A 20755-nucleotide genomic window follows, 5' to 3' on the forward strand; every position below is an offset into this window, starting at 1 on the left:
CTCGGGTCCCACGCAAGTCCGCGGAGTGGCCGCGGAACACCTGAAAGGCTGGTACCAAGTCATGGTTCGGTGGCAGAAGAAGGCGATGGCGGCGGTCGCGGCCGTCGCGCTCGCCGCGGCTCTGGCCGCGTGCAGCTCCTCCGGGGGTAAGCAGAAGGAGGAGAGCTCCGGCGACAGCGGCGGCAACGTCGCGGACACGCCGCGGATGAAGGTTGCCCTGATCACCCACTCGGGTCCTGGCGACACCTTCTGGGACATCGTCCGGCGCGGGGCCGAGGCGGCCGCGAAGAAGGACAACATCGAGCTGCAGTACTCCGCCGACCCGGACGGTGCGGCCCAGGCGAACCTGGTGCAGACCGCGATCGACTCCAAGGTCGACGGGATCGCCGTGACGCTGAACAAGCCCGACGCCGTGATCCCGAACGTGAAGAAGGCGATCGCGGCCGGCATCCCGGTGACGATCCTGAACGGCGGGCTGGACCAGTGGAAGACCACCGGCGCGCTCGGGTACTTCGGCCAGGACGAGCGGATCGCCGGCCAGGCGACGGGTGAGAAGCTCAAGCAGCTCGGCGCGAAGAAGGTCATCTGCGTCATCCACGAGCAGGGCAATGTCAGCCTGGAGGCCCGCTGCCAGGGCATCAAGGACAAGTTCGGCAACGTCGAGAACGTCAACGTCAACGGCACCGACCAGCCCGGTACGCAGGCCACCCTGACCTCGAAACTGCAGGCGGACAAGACAGCCGACTACGTCGTCGCGCTGAACGCGGGCATCGCGCTGACCGCGGTTCAGGCGGCCAAGGACGCAGGCTCGTCGGCGAAGGTCGGCAGCTTCGACATGAGCAAGGAGATGGCCAAGGCCGTCGCCGACGGGACCGTGCAGTTCGCCGTCGACCAGCAGCCGTACCTGCAGGGCTACCTGGCGATCGACGCGATCTGGCTCTACCGGACCAACGGCAACACCATCGGCGGCGGCGAGGCGACCCTGACCGGACCGGCCTTCATCGACAAGTCGAACATCGCGGCCGTGCAGAAGTTCGCCGAAGCCGGGACGCGCTGAGGTAGCGCCATGGCATCGACCATCACCTCACCCGTCTCGGCGGACGACCGCGTCTCCGCCCGGTCCCTCGCCGCCCGGCTGCTCAGCCGGCCGGAGATCGGATCGCTCGTCGGCGCGGCCGTGATCCTGGTGTTCTTCCTGATCACAGCGCCGCCGTTCCGCGACATCAACAACACGGGCACGATCCTGTACCAGGCCGCGCTGATCGGTGTGATGGCGGTGCCGGTCTCGCTGCTGATGATCGGCGGCGAGTTCGACCTCTCGGCCGGTGTCGCGGTGACGACATCGGGCCTGACCGCGGGCCTGTTCGCCTACCAGTTCAGTGTGAACGTGTGGGTCGGCATCGTCGTTGCCCTGGCGTTCTCGTTGGCGATCGGGCTGTTCAACGGCTGGCTGCTGATGCGGACGGGCCTGCCCAGCTTCCTGGTGACGCTGGGCACGTTCTTCATCCTGCAGGGCCTGAACATCGCGGTCACCCGGGCCACCTCCGGCGCCGTCGCGTCGAACTCGATCAGTGACATGGACGGGTTCGACGCGGCCAAGGCGGTGTTCGCGTCGGAGTTCAAGATCGGCGGCGTGACGATCAAGATCATCGTCGTCTGGTGGATCGTCTTCGTCGCGATCGCGGCCTGGATGCTGCAGAAGACCCAGATCGGCAACTGGATCTTCGCTGCCGGCGGCGACGCGGCGGCCGCCCGGGCCGTCGGCGTACCGGTGAAGAAGGTCAAGATCGGCCTGTTCATGACGGTCGGGTTCTTCGCCTGGTTCGCCGGGATGCAACTACTGTTCGTGCAGAACGGCGTGGTGCAGTCCGGTGAGGGCGTCGGCAAGGAGTTCCTGTACATCATCGCGGCGGTCGTCGGCGGCTGTCTGCTCACCGGCGGGTACGGGTCCGTCGTGGGAGGGGCCGTCGGCGCGCTGATCTTCGGCATGGTGCAGCTCGGCGTGGTGTACGCCGGCTGGAACCCGGACTGGTTCAAGGCGTTCCTGGGCGCCATGTTGCTGCTGGCAACCATCGTCAATCTCGTCGTCAAGAACCGGGCGGAGGCACGATGACCACCACGGAGTCCTTCGCCGACGATGCCGCGACCAGCCCGAACACGCCGATCGTGCTGCTCGAGGATGTCGGCAAGAGTTACGGCAACATCCAGGCGCTGCGCGGGGTGTCGCTCTCGGTCCGGCAGGGTGAGATCACCTGTGTGCTGGGTGACAACGGCGCGGGCAAGTCGACGCTGATCAAGATCATCGCCGGGCTGCACGACTACACCTCCGGCCGGATGTCGGTGAACGGCGAGGAGCGGCACTTCGGTTCGCCGCGGGAGTCGCTGGACAGCGGTATCGCGACTGTCTACCAGGACCTCGCGCTGGCGCCGCTGATGTCGGTCTGGCGGAACTTCTTCCTCGGTAACGAGATCACCAAGGGACCGTTCCGGCAGCTGGACGCGACGAGGATGAAGCGGATCGCGCAGGAGGAGCTGACCAAGATGGGGATCTCGATCCCCGATCTCGAGCAGCCGGTCGGCAAACTGTCCGGCGGTCAGCGCCAGTGCGTGGCGATCGCCCGTGCGATCCATTTCGGCGCCAAGGTGCTGATCCTCGACGAGCCCACCGCGGCGCTCGGCGTGAACCAGTCGGGCGTGGTGCTGAAGTACATCGTGCGGGCGCGCGACGCGGGGATCGGCGTCATCTTCATCACCCACAACCCGCACCACGCGTACCTGGTCGGCAACCACTTCGTCGTGCTGAAGCTCGGCCGGGTCGCGCTCGACACGCATCGGGCCGACATCACGCTGGAGCAGCTGACGACCGAGATGGCCGGTGGTTCCGAGCTCGAGGCATTGAGTCACGAGCTCCGGGAGATCGATCCTGGAGTAGTCGTCGCACCGCCTGACGGGGAGGCGGGGCGGCCGACGGACGCGGCGGCGGCCGACGACGAGGAGAAGGGGCAGGCGGGGACATGAACGAGCTGCGGGTCGGCATCGTCGGCGTGGGGGTGATGGGCGCCGACCATGCCGAGCGGATCGCACGGAAGACGGCCGGAGCACGCCTGGTCGCGGTGTCCGACGCGGATCAGGCGCGTGCGGAGGCGCTGGCCGCCCGGTTGTCGGACGGCTCAGCCGGCGGGAAGTCCCGCGAGAGCAGTGCCAGGCATGCGGGCGGTACGGCGTACGCGGAGACCGTACGCGTCGTCGAGGACCCGATGGACCTGATCGCGGCCGACGACATCGACGCGGTGATCCTGGCATCGCCGGGGTTCGCGCACGCGGAGCAACTGTTCGCCTGCCTGGAGCACGCGAAACCGGTGTTGTGCGAGAAGCCGCTGACGATGGACGCGGCGTCCGCGTTGCGCGTCGTCGAGGCCGAGCACAAGCTCGGCCGGCAGCTGATCCAGGTCGGGTTCATGCGCCGCTTCGACCCTGAGTACGCCGCTCTGAAGGAGCTGCTCGACTCGGGTGACCTCGGCCGGACCTTGCTGCTGCACAACGTGCACCGGAACAAGTCGGCCGCGCCGACGTTCCGCAGCGAGATGATCGTCCGGGACTCGATGGTGCACGAAGTGGACATCGCCCGGTGGCTGTTCGGCGAGGAGATCACCCGGATCACCGTGCACACCCCGACGCCGACGAGTTTGGTCGCCGAGGGCGTGCTCGATCCGCAGCTGGCCGTGTTCGAGATGGCGAACGGGGCGATGGCCGACGTGGAGGTGTTCGTGAACTTCCAGGTCGGGTACGAGGTCCGGTGCGAGGCGGTCGCCGAGCGTGGAAGCGCGACGATCGGCCTCGGGTCCGGCGTCTTCACCCGGGCCGGCGCGCGGTGGGGCGGCGCGATGCCGGCCGACTTCCGGATCCGGTTCGAGCAGGCGTACGACATCGAGGTGCAGCGCTGGGTCGACGCCACGGCGCGCGGCGAGACCGACGGGCCGAGTGCCTGGGACGGCTACGCGGCGGCCGCCGTGTGCGAGGCCGGTCTGGAGTCGTTGAGCACCAGTAAACCCGTCGACGTCGTGCTCGCCGACCGCGCCAAGGTTCTGGGCTGAGTCGCCCGCAGCAGAGACAGCATTCTGAAACACCCCCGGCAGTGAGGAAACATCGTGAGTACTGACAGCAAGCGCATCACCCACCTCGTCGGCGGCAGCTCGTGGACCGGTGTGGCCGAGCGGACCAGCAAGGTCTACAACCCGGCGACCGGCCAGGTCACCGGCGAGCTGGACCTGGCCTCGGCCGGCACGGTCGACGAGGTCGTCAAGGTCGCTCACGAGGCGTCGAAGGCCTGGGCGCAGACCTCGTTGACGAAGCGCGCACAAACCCTGTTCGCGTACCGCGAGCTGGTCAACCGGGACAAGGACCGGATCGCGCAGCTGATCACCGCCGAGCACGGCAAGGTGCTGTCCGACGCGCTCGGCGAGGTGACCCGCGGGCTCGAGGTGATCGAGTTCGCCTGCGGGATCCCGCACCTGCTCAAGGGCGGGTACAGCGAGGGCGTCTCGACCAAGGTCGACGTGTACTCGATCCGGCAGCCGCTCGGTGTCTGCGCGGTGATCTCCCCCTTCAACTTCCCGGCGATGGTGCCGATGTGGTTCGTTCCGATCGCGGTCGCCTGCGGCAACAGCGTGGTGATCAAGCCGTCCGAGAAGGACCCGTCGGCGGCGAACGCGATGGCCGAGCTGTGGAAGGAGGCCGGCCTGCCGGACGGCGTGGTGAACGTCGTGCACGGCGACAAGGAAGCCGTCGACCGGCTGCTCGAGCACCCCGACATCAAGTCGGTGTCGTTCGTCGGGTCGACGCCGATCGCGAAGTACGTCTACGAGAACGCCACCCGCAACGGCAAGCGCGTGCAGGCGCTCGGCGGCGCGAAGAACCACATGATCGTGCTGCCGGACGCGGATCTCGACCTCGCCGCGGACGCCGCCGTGAACGCCGGCTTCGGGTCGGCTGGTGAGCGCTGCATGGCGATCTCCGCGCTGGTCGCGGTCGAGCCGATCGCGGACGAGCTGATCGGCAAGATCAAGGAGCGGATGGGCAAGCTGAAGACCGGCGACGGGACGCGCAGCTGCGACATGGGTCCGCTGGTGACGGGCGAGCACCGCGACAAGGTCGCCGGGTACGTCACGGCCGGGGTCGAGGCCGGTGCCGAGCTGGTCGTCGACGGGCGCGCGGGCGACTTCGACGGTGCGGCCGATGGGTTCTGGCTGGGGCCGACGCTGTTCGACAAGGTGACGCCGGACATGCCGATCTACACCGACGAGATCTTCGGGCCGGTGCTGTCGGTGCTGCGGACGTCGTCGTACGACGATGCGCTCGACCTGGTGAACTCGAACCCCTACGGGAACGGGACCGCGATCTTCACCAACGACGGTGGCGCGGCGCGACGGTTCCAGAACGAGGTCGAGGTCGGCATGGTCGGGATCAACGTCCCGATCCCGGTGCCGATGGCGTACTACTCGTTCGGCGGCTGGAAGAACTCGCTGTTCGGTGACACGCACGCGCACGGCACCGAGGGCGTGCACTTCTTCACCCGCGGCAAGGTCGTCACGTCACGCTGGCTGGACCCGTCCCATGGCGGCATCAACCTCGGCTTCCCGACTCACGACTGAGCTGGTCGGGCGCTGAGAGGGCACGGGCCAGGGCTTCGGCTGCTGGTTCGGTGAGGTGGCCGTGGAGGAGTTCGATGCGGTGGACCAGGCGCGGAGTCGTGAGTGGGACGGCTGCGAGGTCTGGTGTCACCGCTGACTGGGGGAGGACCGCGAGGCCGTGCCCGGCGGCGATGAGCTTCAGCAGTGTGTGGAGGTCGGTGCCGTTGTAGGTGAAGGCCGGGCGGAGCGCGTCGGACCCGGCGGCGGCGCGCAAGGCCGGAAGCGGCGCGGCCAGGTCTGGCGCGTCGATCCACCGGGCATCCGCCAAATCCCCAAGCGACACTCCGCGCCGCACTCGGGACGAGACGAGGTCGGGCCGGCCGGCTGAGGCCCGGTTGGGCGGGTGGGCCGAGGCGTCGTCCCGCTGGGCGTTCGAGGCGTGGTCCCGATGGCCGACTGGGGCTCGGTTGGGGTGCGCGTCAGGGTGTGTGGTGCGGGTGGCTAGGGGGTGGTTGTGGGGGAGGGCTATGGCCAAGGGCTCGTGGGCTATGGGGGTGGTGCGGAGTTGGACCGCGTTGGTCAGGCGGAGGGGGTCGGTGGGGGTGGCTATGCCGTCGGTCAGGCCCAGGGTGAAGGTGCCGGCAGCGACGCCGGTGGCGACCTCCTCGCGGCCGCAGACGGTCAGCGAGGTCTCGGTGCCGGGGTATGCACGTCGTACTTCGGCCAACACGGCCCCGAGAGACCCAGCAGCCAGCGGTGAGGCGGCGAGTGTGAGGGTGCTGGGTGGATCCGCGACCGTACGGCGGACGTCCGCGCGGGCGGCGTCGAGCCGGAGCAGGATCGGGCCGGCGTGTTCGAGCAGGCGCTCACCCGCCTGTGTCGGCTCCACGGGCCGCCGGCGGAGCAGTGGCGTACCGAGGTCGCTTTCCAGCGCGGCGATGTGCTGCGACACAGCGCTCTGCGTATAGCCGAGTCGTGCGGCGGCAGCCGAGAACGATCCGCACTCGGCGACGGTGACGAACGTCCGCAGCAGATGAGGATCCACGCCCATCAGTATCGCTGATCGAGCATGCAGAGATCATCGTTGGCGCTGATGCACGCGTCAACCTGAGGATGGACGCATGAACGCATACTCCGGTCGTCTCGCCCTGGTCGGTGACCGCTCGCCGCACGTCCGCTCGCACGCCCGCATCCCTGGTCTGCTCGCAGCGCTCGAGCAGCGCGACCACCTGGATCTCGACGTGTACTGGGTCCCGACCGACGAGGTGGACGACGCGCTGGAAGGCTTCGACGGCGTGTGGCTGCTGCCCGGCAGTCCGTACCGGAGCGAGGCCGGCGCGGTCACCGCGGTCCGGATCGCCCGCGAGCGCGGCATCCCGTTCCTCGGCACCTGTGGCGGGTTCCAGCACGCGATGCTCGAGTTCGCGCGCGACGTCTGCGGCGCCACCGGCGTACAGCATGGGGAGAGCACGCCGGATGCCGACGACCTCCTCATCGTGCCGCTGCAGTGCTCGCTCGACGGGCACGAGGGCGCGGTGCGGGTGCAGCCAGGAACTCGCGCGGCCGAGCTACTCGGGGTGGAGCGCTCAATGGAGCGATACCACTGCTCCTACGGCCTGGACAGCAGCAAGCTCGACCTGCTCCGTGAGCACGGCATGGTGTTCAGCGGGTACGACGATGAGGGTGCACCCCGCATCGCCGAGCTGCCCGGTCACCCGTTCTACCTGGCGACGCTGTTCCAGCCGGAGTTGGCCGGCGACGGCAGGCGTCCGCACCCGTTCATCCAGGCGTTCGCGCATGCGGTCGCCGGCCGCGGCGATCAGATCGTGGAGACCGGTCGCGGCTCCATGCCGGCTGCGACGTAGCAGGCGTCGATGAGCTCCATCGTGGCCAGCGCGTCGTCGGCGTCGGTGAGCAGCGGAGCGCCGTTGCGGACGGCGCTCGCGAACGCCTCCAGCTGATACGTGTACGACGTCCGCGTGCCGAGGTGCTCGACCCAGGTGTCCTCCTTGGTCGTCACGATCACGCGGTCGTCGTTCTGCGGGAGCACGAAGAACGGGGCGAACGCCTCGCCGCGGCTGCCGACGACCTTGAGGCTGAACTCGACGTCCTCGGCCGCCATGCTGGTCCGCACCGCGCCGGTCGCGCCGCTCGGGAACTCCACGTCGGCGTTCAGCCATTCGTCGACACCGGGCATCCGCTTGCGCTCGCCGGCCCGGGCGCCGATCAGCCGCGGCGCGCCCCCGGCGTACTGCGCGAACATCCGCTGCGCGTGCAACGCGTAGCAGCCGACGTCCATCACGGCGCCGCCGGCCAGCGACAGCGACCAGCGCGGGTCGTCCTCCGGCGGCGGAGGCATCACCATCGCCGCCTCGACATGCTGCAGGTCGCCCAGCTCGCCCTTGGCGATCAGCTCCTGCAGCCGCCGCATCACCGGGTGGTACGCGTAGTGGAACGCCTCCATGAACACCAGCCCGGACGAGTGCACCGCGTCGCGGACCTGCCGGGCCTCGGTGGCGTTGGCGGCCGACGGCTTCTCGGTCAGCACATGCTTGCCTGCAGCAATGGCCCGCAGGTTCCACGGGCCGTGCAGTCCGTTGGCCAGCGGGTTGTAGATCGCTTCGATCTCCGGATCGTCCAGCAGTTGCTGGTACGACGCATGGACCCGTTCGACGCCGTGCTCGGCGGCGAAGGCCTCGGCCCGGCCGGCGTCGCGGGCGGCGACCGCGACCAGCCGGGCGCCGGTCAGCTTGGCCGGCTCGACGATGGCCCGGCCCGAGATCCGGGCGGCACCGAGGATGCCGATCCGCAGCGGTTCCATGCCTTCTCCTTCGATGGTCGGCCGTTCCGGATCCGGTACGGCGGGAGCGTCCGAGGGGCGTGTTCCGCCGGTAAGGGTAGTCCCAGGTCCCGACGGCGAACGTGCCATATTGCCTGACGATCGCAGGCGCCGGACACCGCGTGCCCGTGATCCGGACTCGGTTCACCCAACGTTCATCGATCCGGCAGGTCTGATCAAATCCCGGTGGTGGGTCGACGGATTCCGGTCCAGCCTTCAGGATGACCCCATGAGCACCGTCCAGGTCCAGGTCGATCGGAACAGCCGTACGCCGTTGCACGTGCAGCTGGCGCAGCAGCTGGAGGCGGCCATCCAGGGTGGTGACCTGCCCGTCGGGTCCCGGCTGAGCAACGAGGTGGACCTGGCCGAGGCGTACGGGCTGAGCCGGCCCACCGTCCGCCAGGCGATCGCCCGTCTGGTCGACCAGGGCCTCCTGGTCCGCAAGCGCGGCGTAGGCACCCAGGTGGTCGGCAACTCCGGCCAGGTACGGCGTTCGCTCGAACTGACCAGCCTGTACGACGACCTCACCGCAGCGCACCGCAAGCCCGAAACGGAGGTCCTGCGCTTCGGTATCTCGCCCGCGACCGCAGAGGTCGCCACCGCACTCCAGTGCGAGCAGGGCGACCGAGTACTGCGGCTGGAGCGACTGCGGCGCGCGGATGGCGAGCCGCTCGCACTGATGCGCAACTGGCTGCCGCCGGAGATGCTGGACACCGATCCGGCCACGCTCGCCGAGCGCGGGCTCTACCAGCTGCTGCGTGCCGAGGGCGTCCGGCTGAAGGTGGCGCACCAGACCATCTCCGCGATACCGGCAACGCCTGAGCAGGCGCGGCTGCTGTCCGAAGAGCCCGGCTCACCGCTGCTGGCGACGACGCGGATCACGTACGACGACCACGGCCAGCCGGTCGAGTACGGCTCGCACCTGTACCGGGCGAGCCGCTACTCGTTCGAGCACACGCTGGTTCACCGCTGAGTCCCGGGAAACGTGCAGTCCGCAGCACCGGCGAAGACCCATTGGGTGCTGCGGGCCATCTGGGTGAGCTGGGCGGCTGTCAGCAGGGGACTGGGACGGGTGTGGTCGCCCTTCTCCTTAGCGGCGTTGTAGTTGGTCAGGCTGACCTGGGTGCCGTTGGGCCGGGCGGGAACGGGGTGCAGTCGGTGATCGCGTCCGCGGTCGTGATGCTCAGCGTCAGCAGTGAGGCGCCGGCACCGTCGTCCAGCAGCACACTGGCCTGGTTGGTACCGAGGCCGTAGCCGCCGGACGTCGTAGAGCTGGTCGGGGCGAGGCCGTTCGGGAGCAGGCTGGTCAGCGTCGCCAGGGTCTCTGCGGGTGTCACGGGTCCCGACGAGGACGGCTTCACCGGCTTGTGCGTCGGAGGTGGGCTGACGGCCGGCGTGGCCGGTTGCACCCGCAGCGCCTGGCTGCCGCTGAGGATGACTCCGACTGTGGTCAGTACGGCGGCCGCGCCGGAGAGGCCCGCCAACGCGGTCCGGCGGCGTCGCAGCACCTTGCCACGACGGATGCCGCGGGCAACCAGGTCAGAAGTGGCCGGTACAGCTGCGGCGTACGCGCTCTGGCGAAGTCCTCGAAATCATCCGTCGACCGTGTCAAAGCCCACCCTCCCGAGGACCTCTCACCCGCTTCGACGCCGTGAGTCGCGGTTCTGTTACCGGCGGAACTGCAACAAGGTGCAATTTCCTGGACCTGCCCGTGACCCGATCGATACGGTCGGTGAGCCATCGGCGTGTCACGGTTATCCACAGGACAGCCGGACGCGAGTGGCGCCCGGTGCCCCACGGTTGCAAGGATGGTCGCGCAGGGTGACCGAGCATGGTCGCCAGACGGGACACACACGGGGAGATCGATGACAGCGGACAGGCTCGACACGCATCGCGCGAGCTGGAGCGGTGCCGTCGAGCTGATCGACGCCCAGGTGCGCGACGTGGTGCGCCGCGAAGGCATCGACCCGCTCCGCGACCCGGCCGCCGTCAACGCGATCGTCGCCACCGTCGTCCGGCAGTACGACGAGCGCAGCCTGACCGGCGTGGTGCCGCCGATCGGCGACGTGGAGGCGGTCAGCCGGGAGGTGCACGACCGCGTCGCCGGTTTCGGGCCGCTGCAGCGTTATCTGGACGACCCGTCGGTCGAGGAGATCTGGATCAACGAGCCCAGCCGGGTCTTCATCGCCCGCGAGGGCCGGCACGAGCTGACCACGACCGTGCTGACCGAGGAGGAGGTCGGCGACCTGGTCGAGCGGATGCTGAAGACCACCGGCCGCCGGATCGACGTCTCGCAGCCGTTCACCGACGCCCGGCTGCCGGACGGGAGCCGCGTCCACATCGTCCTCGGCGGCATCACCCAGCGGTATGCGGCGATCAACATCCGCAAGTTCACCGTCCGCGCGACCCGGATCAGCGACCTGGTCCAGCTCGGCTCGCTGACACCGCACGCGGCCGCGGTGCTCGAGGCATCCGTTGCCGTCGGCCTCAATGTGCTGGTCTCCGGCGGCACGCAGGCCGGCAAGACCACGATGCTGAACGCCCTGGCCGGTTCGATCCCCGGCAGCGAGCGGGTGATCAGCTGCGAGGAGGTCTTCGAGATCAAGCTGCCGATCCCCGACTGGGTGTCGATGCAGACCCGGCAGGCCGGTCTGGAAGGCACCGGCGAGGTGCGGCTGCGCGACCTGGTGAAGGAGTCGCTGCGGATGCGGCCGTCCCGGGTGATCGTCGGCGAGGTCCGCGGCGAGGAGTGCCTCGACCTGCTGCTCGCGCTGAACAGCGGCCTCCCCGGCATGTGCACCATCCATGCGAACTCGGCGCGCGAGGCGCTGACCAAGATGTGCACGCTGCCGCTGCTGGCCGGTGAGAACATCGGCTCCCGGTTCGTGCTGCCGACGGTCGCCGGCTGCGTCGACCTCGTCGTGCACCTCGGCATCGCGGCCGACGGGCACCGGCGGGTGCGGGAGATCGTGGCCGTCACCGGACGGGTCGAGGAGCAGGCGATCGAGACCGAGACCATCTTCGGGACGTACGACGGTTACCTGCGCCGCGCCGAGGGGCATCTGCCGCACCCGGAGCGTTTCCAGCAGGCGGGGTACAACGTGGCCGGGCTGCTCACCGAGCTGCCACGTGGGGCGGCCGGCTGATGGGGCTGCTGATCGGGATGTTCTTCGGCGTCGGTCTGCTGCTGATCATCGCGGCGTTCGTGGCGCCGGCCGAGGCGGTGCCCGGCGCGGACGGCCGGCTGCGCGGCAGGAGCCGGGAGCTGCTCGCGAGTGCCGGGATCGAGGGCCTGACGCCGGGCGCGTTCATCGGCGCGTGTGCGATCACTGGACTGGCGGCCTTCCTGCTGATGTTCCTGGTGTCCAAGGCACTGCCGGTCGGGGTGGTGTTCGGGGTGATGGCGGGCTGGTTGCCGATCGCGCTGGTGCGTTCTCGTGCCCGGCGGCGGATCGCCGAGTTCCGCGAGCTGTGGCCGGACGTGGTGGACAACATCGCCTCCGCGGTCCGCGCCGGCCTGTCATTGTCCGAGGCCTTGGCTCAGGTCGGCGAGCGGGGACCGCTGCCGCTGCGGGAGTCGTTCCGCCGGTTCGGTGCGGACTACGCGTCGACCGGGCGGTTCGCGGAATCGCTCGACCGGTTGAAGGCGCGGCTGGCCGACCCCGTCGGTGACCGTGTCGTCGAGGCGCTGCGGATCGCGCGCGAGGTCGGTGGTGGTGACCTCGGCCGGCTGCTGCGGTCGTTGTCGACGTTCCTGCGCGACGACGCGCGGACCCGGTCCGAGCTGGAGTCCCGGCAGTCGTGGTCCGTCAACGGCGCGCGGGTCGCGGTCGCGGCGCCCTGGCTGGTGCTGGCGTTGTTGTCGTTCCAGGGCGACGTGATCCAGCGGTACAACACGCCCCTGGGCGCGGTGGTCATCGGCGCGGGCGCGATCGTCTGCGTGATCGCGTACCGGTTGATGCTGCGGATCGGCCGGCTGCCCGAGCCGGAGCGGGTGCTGCGATGAACCCAGTGCTGGTCGGTGGTTTTCTCGGCGCGCTGCTCGGCGTCGGCCTGCTGGTCGTCGTGCTGCGGTTGCCGTTCCTGCGCAAGCCGTCGGTGGACGAGCGGATCTCGCCGTACCTGCGGGATCTCGGCGCGCCGGACGTGTTCGTCGGCGTGGTGGACTCACGGTCGCCGTTCTACGCGATCCTGCGGCTGTTCGGGCCCTCGCTGCGGTCGGCCGCGCAACGGCTGGAGCGGATCCTCGGCGGCGCGGGCACGATCCGCCGGCGGCTGCAGCGGGCCGGGTTGGAGCGGACGGTCGAGGAGTTCCGGATCGAGCAGCTGCTCTGGGGGACGCTGGCCTTCGGCGGCGGTCTGGTGATCGCGATCGTCTCGGTCGCGTTCGGTCTCGGCAATCCGGTCGGTCTGCTGGTGTTCTGCCTGATCCTCGGGGTGGTCGGAGTGCTTGCCCGCGACACCTATCTGACCTCGCAGGTCCGCCGTCGCGAGCGCCGGCTGCTCGCCGAGCTGCCGACCGTGGCGGAGCTGCTGGCGTTGTCGGTCGCCGCCGGCGAAGGCCCCGCGGCCGCTCTCGACCGGGTGGCCCGGGCATGCCGTGGCGAGCTGGCCGAGGAGCTGAAACGCGTCCTGGCGGAGACCAGGGCCGGAGAGACACTGGTCCGCGCGCTCGACGCGCTAGCGGACCGGACGGGGTTGCTGGCGCTCTCGCGCTTCGCGGACGGGCTGGCGGTGGCGCTCGAGCGCGGCACCCCGCTGGCCGACGTCCTGCGCGCGCAGGCCGGTGACATCCGGGAGGCCGGGCGCCGCGAGCTGATCGAGTCCGGCGCCCGCCGTGAGGTCGCCATGATGATCCCGGTGATCTTCCTGGTCCTGCCGGTGACCATCGCTTTCGCCTTCTACCCGGGCGCTGTCGGAATCCGGCTGATCGCCGGATGAACTGAGGAGAGGTCATGTCCCTGTACCTGACGAGGCTGTACCTGACGTTGCTGCTGAAGCCGCGTCCGGCTGACAAGGAGCGCGGCGACGTGCCCGGCTGGGTGCTGATCACCGTGATGACGGCCGGCCTGGTCGTCGCGATCTGGACGCTCGCCAAGGACCAGCTCGTCGCGATGCTCAAGGATGCGTTGTCGTCGGTCTCCAACAAGTAGATGCCGAGGGCTCGTGATGAGCGGGGATCGGCGGTCGTCGACTTCGTTCTGGTCTCGACGATCCTGGTCCCGCTGTTCCTCGGCATCCTGCAGGTCGGCCTGTTCCTGTACGTGCGCAACACCGTGACCGCCGCCGCCTCCGAAGGCGCGCACTACGCGGCCGTGCTCAACCGCGCACCGGCGGACGGAGAGGCACGCACCCGCGACTTGATCGACGGTGTGGTGACCGACGGCCTCGTCGACTCGGTGTCCGCGGAGGAGACCGAGATCGACGGACAGCCCGGGGTCGAGGTGACCGTCCACGCGCACATGCCGCCGCTCGGGCTGTGGGGACCGGGGATCTCGTTCACCGTCGAGGGACATGCCGTGAAGGAGACCGGCGAATGAGGCGCCGCCGGGACGAGCGTGGGAGTGCCGTCGTGGAGTTCTCCTGGCTGGCGATCCTGCTGATGGTTCCGCTGGTGTACATGATGCTCGGCGTGTTCGACGTCCAGCGGGCGTCGTACGGCGCGACCGCGGCGACCCGCGCCGCCGGGCGAGCCTTCGTGATCGTGCCGGACGGTGTGTCCGAGGAGGAGGCCCGGGCTCGAGCGTTCGACGCCGCGCAGCTGGCGATGAAGGACCAGGGTATGGAGCTCGGCTCGGACGAGCTCACGATCTCCTGCGACCCGGTCTGCCTGCAGCCGGGGTCGACCGTGACGGTGACGCTGGAGACCAAGGTTCGGCTGCCGCTGATCCCGGACGCGCTCGGCGGCGAACCGCCGGCGATCCGGATCAGCGCCTCGCACACCGAGTCGTTCGGTGACTACCGCCAGGCCAAGGGGGACGGATGAGGCGCGGCCGGCGGGGCGAGGACGGGCAGATGACCGTCCTGATCGTCGGGTTCACCGTGGTCGTGCTGATGATGATCGTCGTGGTGACGGACATCTCGAAGGCGTTCCTGGTCCGTCGCGACCTGGACGCCACGGCCGACGGTGCGGTGCTCGCGGCCGCGAACGGTCTCGCCGCGGTGTATGCCCAACCGGGCGCGGGCGGCAATGCCGCGATCGATCCGGACCAAGCACGGCAGCTGACCGCGGACTATCTCGACGATGTTGCTGCGAGCAACAGGTTCGACGATCTCGACTGGTCCGTGGACGTCGAGGGGACGACGGTGACGGTGCGGCTCACCTCCACCGCCGAGCTCCCGTTCCGCCCACCAGGCTTCCCGGGCACGGCGGACGTCGCCTCCGAAGCCGCCGCCATCGTCCCGATCCGCTGAGCCCGGCCCACCCGAGCGTCAGGTGAAGAGGCCCGGGTTGTCCTCGAGCCAGGTGGTGAAGGGCCGGGCGGTGTGGCCAGTGAGGAGTTCGACGCCGGGCTCGATCGTGGCGGGCGAGCCGACGCGGGAGGCCCAGTAGGCCAGCAGGGTTTCGCGCTGTCCTTCGTCGCGCATCTGCATCTCGGCGCGGGCCTCGTCGGGGGTCAGATCGACGGCCTCGATCGGGACGCCGGTGACCTGGGAGACGAGCCCGATCTGGTGCCGGCGCGTCATCGACTCCGGTCCGGTCATCGGATACCCGCGGCCGTCGTGGTCGTTGCCCGGGCCGTCGAGCAGCACGCGGAGCGCGGCGTCGGCGATGTCCTGCTCGTGGATCGGCGCCTCCTCAGCGTCCAGGTAGGGCAGCCGGATCTGACCGGTCGCGCGCACCTGGTACGCCCAGTACTTCGCGTTGCTCATGAAAGCGCCGGGCTGCAGCCGGGTGGTCGCGTACGACGCGTTCGCCACGACCTGCTCGGTCTTCGCGTGCGGGTCGTCGGGTCCACCCAGAGACGACAACGACGACAGCAGGACGACCTGTTTCACACCGGCGGCCTCGGCGGCGGCCACGAAGGCGGGTGCCGTCGACGGGTCGGAGTACAGGAAGACCTGGCTGACGTCGAGCAGCGCCGGGGTGGGGTCAGAAGGGTCGTACGCGACGGCGGAGGGGAGGGCGGAGGGCTCGCGGCTGGCGACGCGGACGTCCTGCCCGGCCGCGATCAGGCCGGCGGTGACGGCACGGGCGATCGCGCCGCGGCCGCCGGTGACGAGAACAGTCATTGGATTTGCTCCAAAAATGTAGTGACTACAACAATGGAATCAGTAAAGCAGACCGGCTACAGTTCCGGCAATGGAGCTCGGGCGGCGGGAACGCAAGAAGCAGCAGACGCGGCAGGCCATCTCGGATGTCGCCACGACGCTGTTCCTCGAGCGCGGCTTCGACGCGGTCACGGTGGCCGAGGTGGCGAGGGCCGCGGATGTCGCCGTACAGACGGTGTTCAACCACTTCCCGGCGAAGGAGGACCTGTTCTTCGACGAGCCGGGCTGGTGGGCGGGGCCGGCGCGCGCGATCCGCGAGGCGCCGCCAGCAGCGGATCCGGTCGACGTGCTCGAGGCGCAGTACTTGAAGGAGACGCGGGACCGGCTCGCGGTCGGGCACCTGGCCACCTGGAAGCAGTTCGTGCGCACGATCGACGACAGTGCGGCGCTGAAGTCCCGGCGCAGACTCAACGCCGACCAGCTGGAAGTGACCCTGACCGAGGCGCTGGACGAGCGGTCGCCGGACCACCTGCGCAACCGTCTGATCGCGGCCCTGTACGTCGCCGCGCAGAAGGTTCTCGAGGAGCGATTGATGGCGGTGCTGCCCGACGACGCGTCCTCGGTGGAGCTCGACCAGGCCCAGGCGGCGCTGGAGCAGGCGATCGCCCAAGTCTTCGCCGTTCTTCGTCGTGGGCTCGCCTGAGCTAAGCTGCTTAGTTGTGGCTGGACTGGATTTTGACGCGGAGCTGAAGCAGCTCGACGCGACGATGACCTCGATCGAGAAAGTGATGGATCTCCCTGCGCTGCGCAAGGAGATCGACGAGCTCGGCGAGCAGGTCGCTGCGCCCGACCTCTGGGACGACCAGGCGAACGCGCAGAAGGTGACGTCGCGACTGTCCAGCCTGCAGGCCGACGTCGAGCGGGTGACCGCGCTGCGCGGCCGGCTCGACGACCTCGGGGTGCTGATCGAGCTGGGCCGCGAGGAGAACGACGCGGACAGCCTGGCCGAGGCCGAGAAGGAGCTGGGGTCGGTCGCCAAGTCGATCCAGTCCCTCGAGGTCCGCACCCTGCTGTCCGGTGAGTACGACGAGCGCGAGGCCCTCGTCACGATCCGTTCCGGCGCGGGCGGTGTCGACGCGGCGGACTTCGCCGAGATGCTGCAGCGGATGTACCTGCGCTGGGCGGAGCGGCACGGCTACCCGACCGACGTCTACGACACGTCGTACGCCGAAGAGGCCGGTATCAAGTCGACCACGTTCGCGGTCAAGGCGCCGTACGCCTACGGCACGCTGAGTGTCGAGTCCGGGACGCACCGTCTGGTGCGGATCTCGCCGTTCGACAACCAGGGCCGCCGGCAGACGTCGTTCGCGGCCGTCGAGGTGGTCCCGGTGCTGGAGCAGACCGACGAGATCGACGTCCCGGAAGAAGAGCTGCGGATCGACGTGTACCGGTCGTCCGGTCCGGGTGGTCAGAGCGTCAACACCACCGACTCCGCGGTCCGGATCACGCACCTCCCGACCGGCACCGTGGTCTCCTGCCAGAACGAGAAGTCCCAGCTGCAGAACAAGGCCAGCGCGATGGTCATCCTGAAGGCCAAGCTGCTCGCGCTGAAGAAGGCCGAGGAGCGGGCCCAGCTGGACGCGCTGCGCGGCGACGTGGCCGGCTCGTGGGGCGACCAGATGCGCTCGTACGTCCTGCACCCGTACCAGATGGTGAAGGACCTGCGGACGCAGTACGAGTCGGGCAACACCTCCGGGGTGTTCGACGGTGAGATCGACGAGTTCATCGAGGCCGGCGTCCGCTGGCGCCGCACCGGCCAGACGGTTGCTGAGCAGAACTGAGCTCCAGGCGGACTGCGGTAGCTGCTTCGGCCTGTGCTGCATCGCGCTGACCTTCACCAAGTCGGCGGACTTTGCGATCGACAAGTCCGCCGGTGAGGCCTGCCCGAACCTGAGCGACGACCACCGCTGCACGATCCACGGCCGGCTGCGGGCCGAGGGGTTCACGGGCTGCACGGTCTACGACTGCTTCGGTGCGGGGCAGGTGATCTCGCAGCGGATGGGGAAGCCGGGGCCGGACATGTTCGCCGCGCTTCCGATCCTGCGCCAGCTGCACGAGCTGCTCTGGTATCTCACCGAAGCGCTCGAATACACCGCGGACGCCCAGCCGGCGATCGACAGGGTCGAGGCCGTGTGCCGTACGGCGGACCTCACGGCCGTCGACGTGGCGGCCGAGCGAGCCGTGGTCAACGAGCTGCTCCTGACGACGAGCCGGCACGTCCGCGGCAAGCAACCCAAGCGGAAGGACCGCCGCGGCGCGGACCTGATCGGAGCCCGCCTTCGTCGCGCCGACCTCGCGAAGGCCAACTTGCGCGGCGCTTACCTGATCGGCGCCGACCTGCGCGACGCCGACTTACGCCAGGCGGACCTGATCGGCGCCGACCTCCGGGACACCGACCTGAGCGGCGCCGACCTGACAGGTGCCTTGTTTCTCACGCAGTCCCAGGTCAACGCCGCTCGCGGCGACCAGTTCACGAAGCTCCCGCGAGCTCTTACGCGCCCTTCCCACTGGTCCGCAACTGGTGCGTGATCGGGGTCATCAGCAGGGAGATTGCTGCGATTCCGATGGCTACCGCCGCCAGTGCGCCGCCCTGGCCCCAGGAGGTGCCGGCTAGGGACAAGTACGCCGTACCGACGGTGGCTGCGCCTAAAGCGAGGCAGGTCTGCTGGCTGGTCAGGAGGATGCCGGAGCCGAGGCCTGCTTGGGCCGGGGGAACCTGCCCGACCACAACGCCGATCAGAGGCACCATGACGAGGCCTGCGCCGATGCCGCCGACCAGCAGCGGAGCACCGATGGTGATCGGGGTGACGTGCGGCCACAGGGTCAGCGCAACGACGCCGAGCAGGGCATACCCGACCGCCTGAATGATCCAGCCGCGCAGGATGAGGCCAGCGCCGTACCGCTGCTGCAGGCGCGGCGCGTAGATCGAGGTGATCAGGAAGCCGATCGCCAGCGGCAGCAGGCTGAGCCCACCCTCCAGCGGAGTCATGTGTGCCTCGCCCTGCGTCGCGAGGGCGAAACAGAACATGAAACCGCCGAACGTGCTGAAGAAGCCGACGGCCAGCAGCAGGCCGATCCGCATCGCGCGCAGGCGCAGTACCGTCGGCGGGATCAGCGGGGCGTGACCGGACCGCTCGGCGCGGTGCTGGTGTACGCCGAGGAGCGCGGTCGCCGGAATCACCGCAGCCAGGCTCAGCCAGGTCCACAGCGGCCAGCCGAGCGGCCTGCCTTCGGTGAGCGGCAGGAGCAGCAGTACCAGGGTGAGCGCGAGTAGCGCGGCCCCGACGAGGTCGACGCGGTGCGCCTGCTCCGCCTTGCTTTCCGGGAGCACGCGGAGCGCGATGGCGATCGCAACGACGCCCACCGGGACGAAGACGAGGAACACCGCGCGCCAGCCGAGGCCGAACAAGTCGGCTTCGATCAGGACGCCGCCGAGGATCTGGCCAAGGGCCGCGCCGATCCCGTTGGCCACCCCGAACATGGCCATTCCGCGGGACCGGCGCTCGCCGGTGAGCAGGCTGGTGATCGACGCGAGCACCTGCGGCGTGATCGCGGCACCGGACACGCCCTGCACGATGCGAGCCGCCAGCAGTACGCCGATGGTCGGCGCGACCGCACAGATCAGCGCGGACACGGTGAAGCCGGTGAGACCGATCAGGAACAGGCGCCGGCGCCCGAAGCTGTCGCCGAGCCGCCCGCCGACGACGAGCAGCGTGGCCACCGCGATGCCGTAGCAGCCGACCACGAGCTGGAGCTGGCCGGCGTTCGCGTGCAGGTCCGTCGCGATCGCCGGCAGCGAGACGTTGACCATGAAGAAGGAGAGCATCGGCAGGAGCGAGCCGAAGAGCAGGCTGGTGAGGGCCACTGATCCGAGCCCTGTCGCGGCCCGTGATCGGGCGGCGACCGGGACAGTGGTGGCTTGGAGCTGGTCTGTCATGCGTCCAGCCTGACGGAGCTCCGAGCCTGGTAGTGAGAGTCTGCTTATCCTATTACTCACAGCACCTGGCACCCGGTTGGGCCGGTGTCCATGATGGAAGCATGACAGTCGCCTCCGACACAACGGCAACGGCCCAGCGCCGCGAGCTCGGCGTGTTCCTGCGCAGCCGGCGGGAACGCATCCGGCCGGACGAGGTCGGGTTCGCGCCGGGCGGCCGGCGCCGGACGCCGGGGCTGCGGCGCGAGGAGGTCGCGCTGCTCGCCGGGGTCGGCGTCACCTGGTACACGTGGCTCGAGCAGGGCCGGGACATCAACGTGTCCGCGCAGGTCCTGGACGCGATCGCGACGGCGCTGCGATTCGACCGGCAGGAGCGCAGTCACCTGTTCCGGCTGGCCGGGTTGCGGTTCGGGCCGACGCAGGGCGTGTGCTCGGCGCTGCCTCCGTCGGTGCAGAAGACCCTCGACGCGGTGTCGCCGTACCCGGCGGTGGTGCTGAACGAGCGCTACGACATCCTCGCCTTCAACACGGCGTACTGCCGGGTGGTCCTCGACCTCGACCAGGTGCCGGTCGACGAGCGGAACATGCTCTGGCTGAACTTCGTGTCCGACGAGTGGAAGTGCAGTTTCGTCGACGGGGAAACGACCAAGCACCACATGGTCGCGGCCTTCCGCGCCGCGTCCGCCGACCACCTCGGCGACGCGCTCTGGCAGGAGCTGATCCACGGCCTGCTGAACAGCTCGCCGTACTTCGCGGAGCTCTGGGAGCGGTACGACGTGGCCGCGCCCAGCACCCGCACGAAGATGCTCGAGGTCGACGGCCACGGCATCCTGCGCATCGAGCCGATCAACCTCTGGCTGTCCCAGCTCGGCCCTCTCCGGGCCACCGTCTACACCGCCCTCGACGACGAGACCGAGACCAAACTCCGCCGGATCGCCGGCGTGCGGCCCGGCTGACGGGGCGGGCCAGCCGGGCCGGGGCCCCGGCCGCCCGGCAGGGCGGCCGGGGGGCTTTGTGAGGTGGACCGGATTCCAGGGGTGGTGAGGGGCCTTACGGCCGGCATCGGGTTGGTTCGGGCGA

At 69.6% G+C, this 20755-nt stretch carries 23 protein-coding genes; 18 read left to right on the plus strand and 5 right to left on the minus strand.

Annotated elements, in window-relative coordinates:
• Window positions 1–61: 61 nt before the first annotated feature.
• Genes ACWEOO_RS40265 through ACWEOO_RS40285 form a run of 5 tightly spaced genes read left to right on the plus strand, consistent with a single transcriptional unit; the run spans window position 62 to window position 5651 of the window.
• On the plus strand, window positions 62–1057 hold the full coding sequence (locus tag ACWEOO_RS40265) for a sugar ABC transporter substrate-binding protein (RefSeq protein WP_452147544.1): 996 nt from the start codon (window positions 62–64) through the stop codon (window positions 1055–1057).
• 9 nt (window positions 1058–1066) lie between these two features.
• On the plus strand, window positions 1067–2113 hold the full coding sequence (locus ACWEOO_RS40270; protein ID WP_359935572.1) for an ABC transporter permease: 1047 nt from the start codon (window positions 1067–1069) through the stop codon (window positions 2111–2113).
• Window positions 2110–3018, plus strand: coding sequence for an ATP-binding cassette domain-containing protein (locus tag ACWEOO_RS40275; protein ID WP_452147545.1), 909 nt, complete (start codon window positions 2110–2112; stop codon window positions 3016–3018). Before ACWEOO_RS40270 ends, ACWEOO_RS40275 begins: the two co-directional genes overlap by 4 nt.
• Complete coding sequence (locus tag ACWEOO_RS40280; RefSeq protein ID WP_452147546.1) at window positions 3015–4094, plus strand: Gfo/Idh/MocA family protein; 1080 nt, start codon at window positions 3015–3017, stop codon at window positions 4092–4094. The genes ACWEOO_RS40275 and ACWEOO_RS40280 overlap by 4 nt, the downstream gene beginning before the upstream one ends.
• A 54-nt stretch (window positions 4095–4148) precedes the next feature.
• Window positions 4149–5651 carry a CoA-acylating methylmalonate-semialdehyde dehydrogenase gene (locus tag ACWEOO_RS40285; protein ID WP_452147547.1) on the plus strand — a complete coding sequence of 501 codons (1503 nt, stop codon included), beginning with the start codon at window positions 4149–4151 and terminating at the stop codon, window positions 5649–5651.
• On the opposite strand, the gene ACWEOO_RS40290 is transcribed toward ACWEOO_RS40285, so the two are convergent.
• A complete protein-coding gene (locus ACWEOO_RS40290) occupies window positions 5623–6675 on the minus strand; it encodes a LysR family transcriptional regulator (RefSeq protein ID WP_452147548.1) in 1053 nt (350 codons plus the stop codon). The genes ACWEOO_RS40285 and ACWEOO_RS40290 overlap by 29 nt on opposite strands.
• 76 nt (window positions 6676–6751) lie before the next feature.
• On the opposite strand from ACWEOO_RS40290, the gene ACWEOO_RS40295 reads away from it, so the two are divergent.
• The gene (locus ACWEOO_RS40295) at window positions 6752–7495 is read left to right on the plus strand and encodes a CTP synthase C-terminal region-related (seleno)protein (protein ID WP_452147549.1); all 744 of its coding nucleotides are present in this window, start codon (window positions 6752–6754) and stop codon (window positions 7493–7495) included.
• Here the strand turns inward: ACWEOO_RS40295 and ACWEOO_RS40300 are convergent.
• Window positions 7450–8451 carry a Gfo/Idh/MocA family protein gene (locus ACWEOO_RS40300; RefSeq protein ID WP_452147550.1) on the minus strand — a complete coding sequence of 334 codons (1002 nt, stop codon included), beginning with the start codon at window positions 8449–8451 and terminating at the stop codon, window positions 7450–7452. The two genes, ACWEOO_RS40295 and ACWEOO_RS40300, sit on opposite strands and share 46 nt — an antisense overlap.
• Window positions 8452–8698: 247 nt before the next feature.
• On the opposite strand from ACWEOO_RS40300, the gene ACWEOO_RS40305 reads away from it, so the two are divergent.
• Entirely contained in the window at window positions 8699–9442 is a 744-nt protein-coding gene (locus tag ACWEOO_RS40305) for a GntR family transcriptional regulator (protein WP_355696932.1), read from the plus strand.
• A 136-nt stretch (window positions 9443–9578) separates the two neighbouring features.
• On the opposite strand, the gene ACWEOO_RS40310 is transcribed toward ACWEOO_RS40305, so the two are convergent.
• Window positions 9579–9977 (minus strand): hypothetical protein, encoded by a 399-nt coding sequence (locus ACWEOO_RS40310; protein WP_452147551.1) that lies wholly within the window; start codon window positions 9975–9977, stop codon window positions 9579–9581.
• Window positions 9978–10334: 357 nt separating this feature from the next.
• On the opposite strand from ACWEOO_RS40310, the gene ACWEOO_RS40315 reads away from it, so the two are divergent.
• The 7 genes from ACWEOO_RS40315 to ACWEOO_RS40345 are packed head-to-tail and all read left to right on the plus strand — an operon-like array spanning window position 10335 to window position 14883.
• Entirely contained in the window at window positions 10335–11615 is a 1281-nt protein-coding gene (locus ACWEOO_RS40315) for a CpaF family protein (protein ID WP_452147552.1), read from the plus strand.
• Complete coding sequence (locus tag ACWEOO_RS40320; protein WP_452147553.1) at window positions 11615–12475, plus strand: type II secretion system F family protein; 861 nt, start codon at window positions 11615–11617, stop codon at window positions 12473–12475. The genes ACWEOO_RS40315 and ACWEOO_RS40320 overlap by 1 nt, the downstream gene beginning before the upstream one ends.
• Entirely contained in the window at window positions 12472–13410 is a 939-nt protein-coding gene (locus ACWEOO_RS40325) for a type II secretion system F family protein (RefSeq protein ID WP_359935594.1), read from the plus strand. The genes ACWEOO_RS40320 and ACWEOO_RS40325 overlap by 4 nt, the downstream gene beginning before the upstream one ends.
• A 14-nt stretch (window positions 13411–13424) precedes the next feature.
• Entirely contained in the window at window positions 13425–13622 is a 198-nt protein-coding gene (locus ACWEOO_RS40330) for a hypothetical protein (protein ID WP_355696944.1), read from the plus strand.
• The gene (locus ACWEOO_RS40335) at window positions 13623–14009 is read left to right on the plus strand and encodes a TadE/TadG family type IV pilus assembly protein (protein WP_452147554.1); all 387 of its coding nucleotides are present in this window, start codon (window positions 13623–13625) and stop codon (window positions 14007–14009) included. It begins immediately after the preceding gene.
• A complete protein-coding gene (locus ACWEOO_RS40340; protein ID WP_452147555.1) occupies window positions 14006–14455 on the plus strand; it encodes a TadE/TadG family type IV pilus assembly protein in 450 nt (149 codons plus the stop codon). Before ACWEOO_RS40335 ends, ACWEOO_RS40340 begins: the two co-directional genes overlap by 4 nt.
• Window positions 14452–14883, plus strand: coding sequence for a pilus assembly protein TadG-related protein (locus ACWEOO_RS40345; protein WP_452147556.1), 432 nt, complete (start codon window positions 14452–14454; stop codon window positions 14881–14883). Before ACWEOO_RS40340 ends, ACWEOO_RS40345 begins: the two co-directional genes overlap by 4 nt.
• Before the next feature lie 18 nt (window positions 14884–14901).
• Here the strand turns inward: ACWEOO_RS40345 and ACWEOO_RS40350 are convergent, their stop codons facing one another.
• Window positions 14902–15702, minus strand: coding sequence for a hypothetical protein (locus ACWEOO_RS40350; protein WP_452147557.1), 801 nt, complete (start codon window positions 15700–15702; stop codon window positions 14902–14904).
• Window positions 15703–15772: 70 nt separating this feature from the next.
• Between ACWEOO_RS40350 and ACWEOO_RS40355 the strand changes: the two genes are divergently transcribed.
• Genes ACWEOO_RS40355 through ACWEOO_RS40365 form a run of 3 tightly spaced genes read left to right on the plus strand, consistent with a single transcriptional unit; the run spans window position 15773 to window position 18270 of the window.
• Window positions 15773–16384, plus strand: a complete 612-nt coding sequence (locus ACWEOO_RS40355) for a TetR/AcrR family transcriptional regulator (RefSeq protein WP_452147558.1) — start codon at window positions 15773–15775, stop codon at window positions 16382–16384.
• 16 nt (window positions 16385–16400) lie between these two features.
• Window positions 16401–17522 carry a peptide chain release factor 2 gene (gene prfB / locus ACWEOO_RS40360; protein WP_359935607.1) on the plus strand — a complete coding sequence of 374 codons (1122 nt, stop codon included), beginning with the start codon at window positions 16401–16403 and terminating at the stop codon, window positions 17520–17522.
• A complete protein-coding gene (locus ACWEOO_RS40365; protein ID WP_452147559.1) occupies window positions 17506–18270 on the plus strand; it encodes a pentapeptide repeat-containing protein in 765 nt (254 codons plus the stop codon). Before prfB ends, ACWEOO_RS40365 begins: the two co-directional genes overlap by 17 nt.
• On the opposite strand, the gene ACWEOO_RS40370 is transcribed toward ACWEOO_RS40365, so the two are convergent.
• Window positions 18233–19678: an MFS transporter gene (locus tag ACWEOO_RS40370; protein ID WP_452147560.1), complete on the minus strand. Its 1446-nt coding sequence runs from the start codon at window positions 19676–19678 to the stop codon at window positions 18233–18235. The two genes, ACWEOO_RS40365 and ACWEOO_RS40370, sit on opposite strands and share 38 nt — an antisense overlap.
• Window positions 19679–19779: 101 nt before the next feature.
• On the opposite strand from ACWEOO_RS40370, the gene ACWEOO_RS40375 reads away from it, so the two are divergent.
• Window positions 19780–20631: a helix-turn-helix transcriptional regulator gene (locus ACWEOO_RS40375; protein WP_359935613.1), complete on the plus strand. Its 852-nt coding sequence runs from the start codon at window positions 19780–19782 to the stop codon at window positions 20629–20631.
• The last annotated feature ends 124 nt before the right edge of the window (window positions 20632–20755 follow it).

It is taken from the genome of Kribbella sp. NPDC004138 (assembly GCF_053603655.1).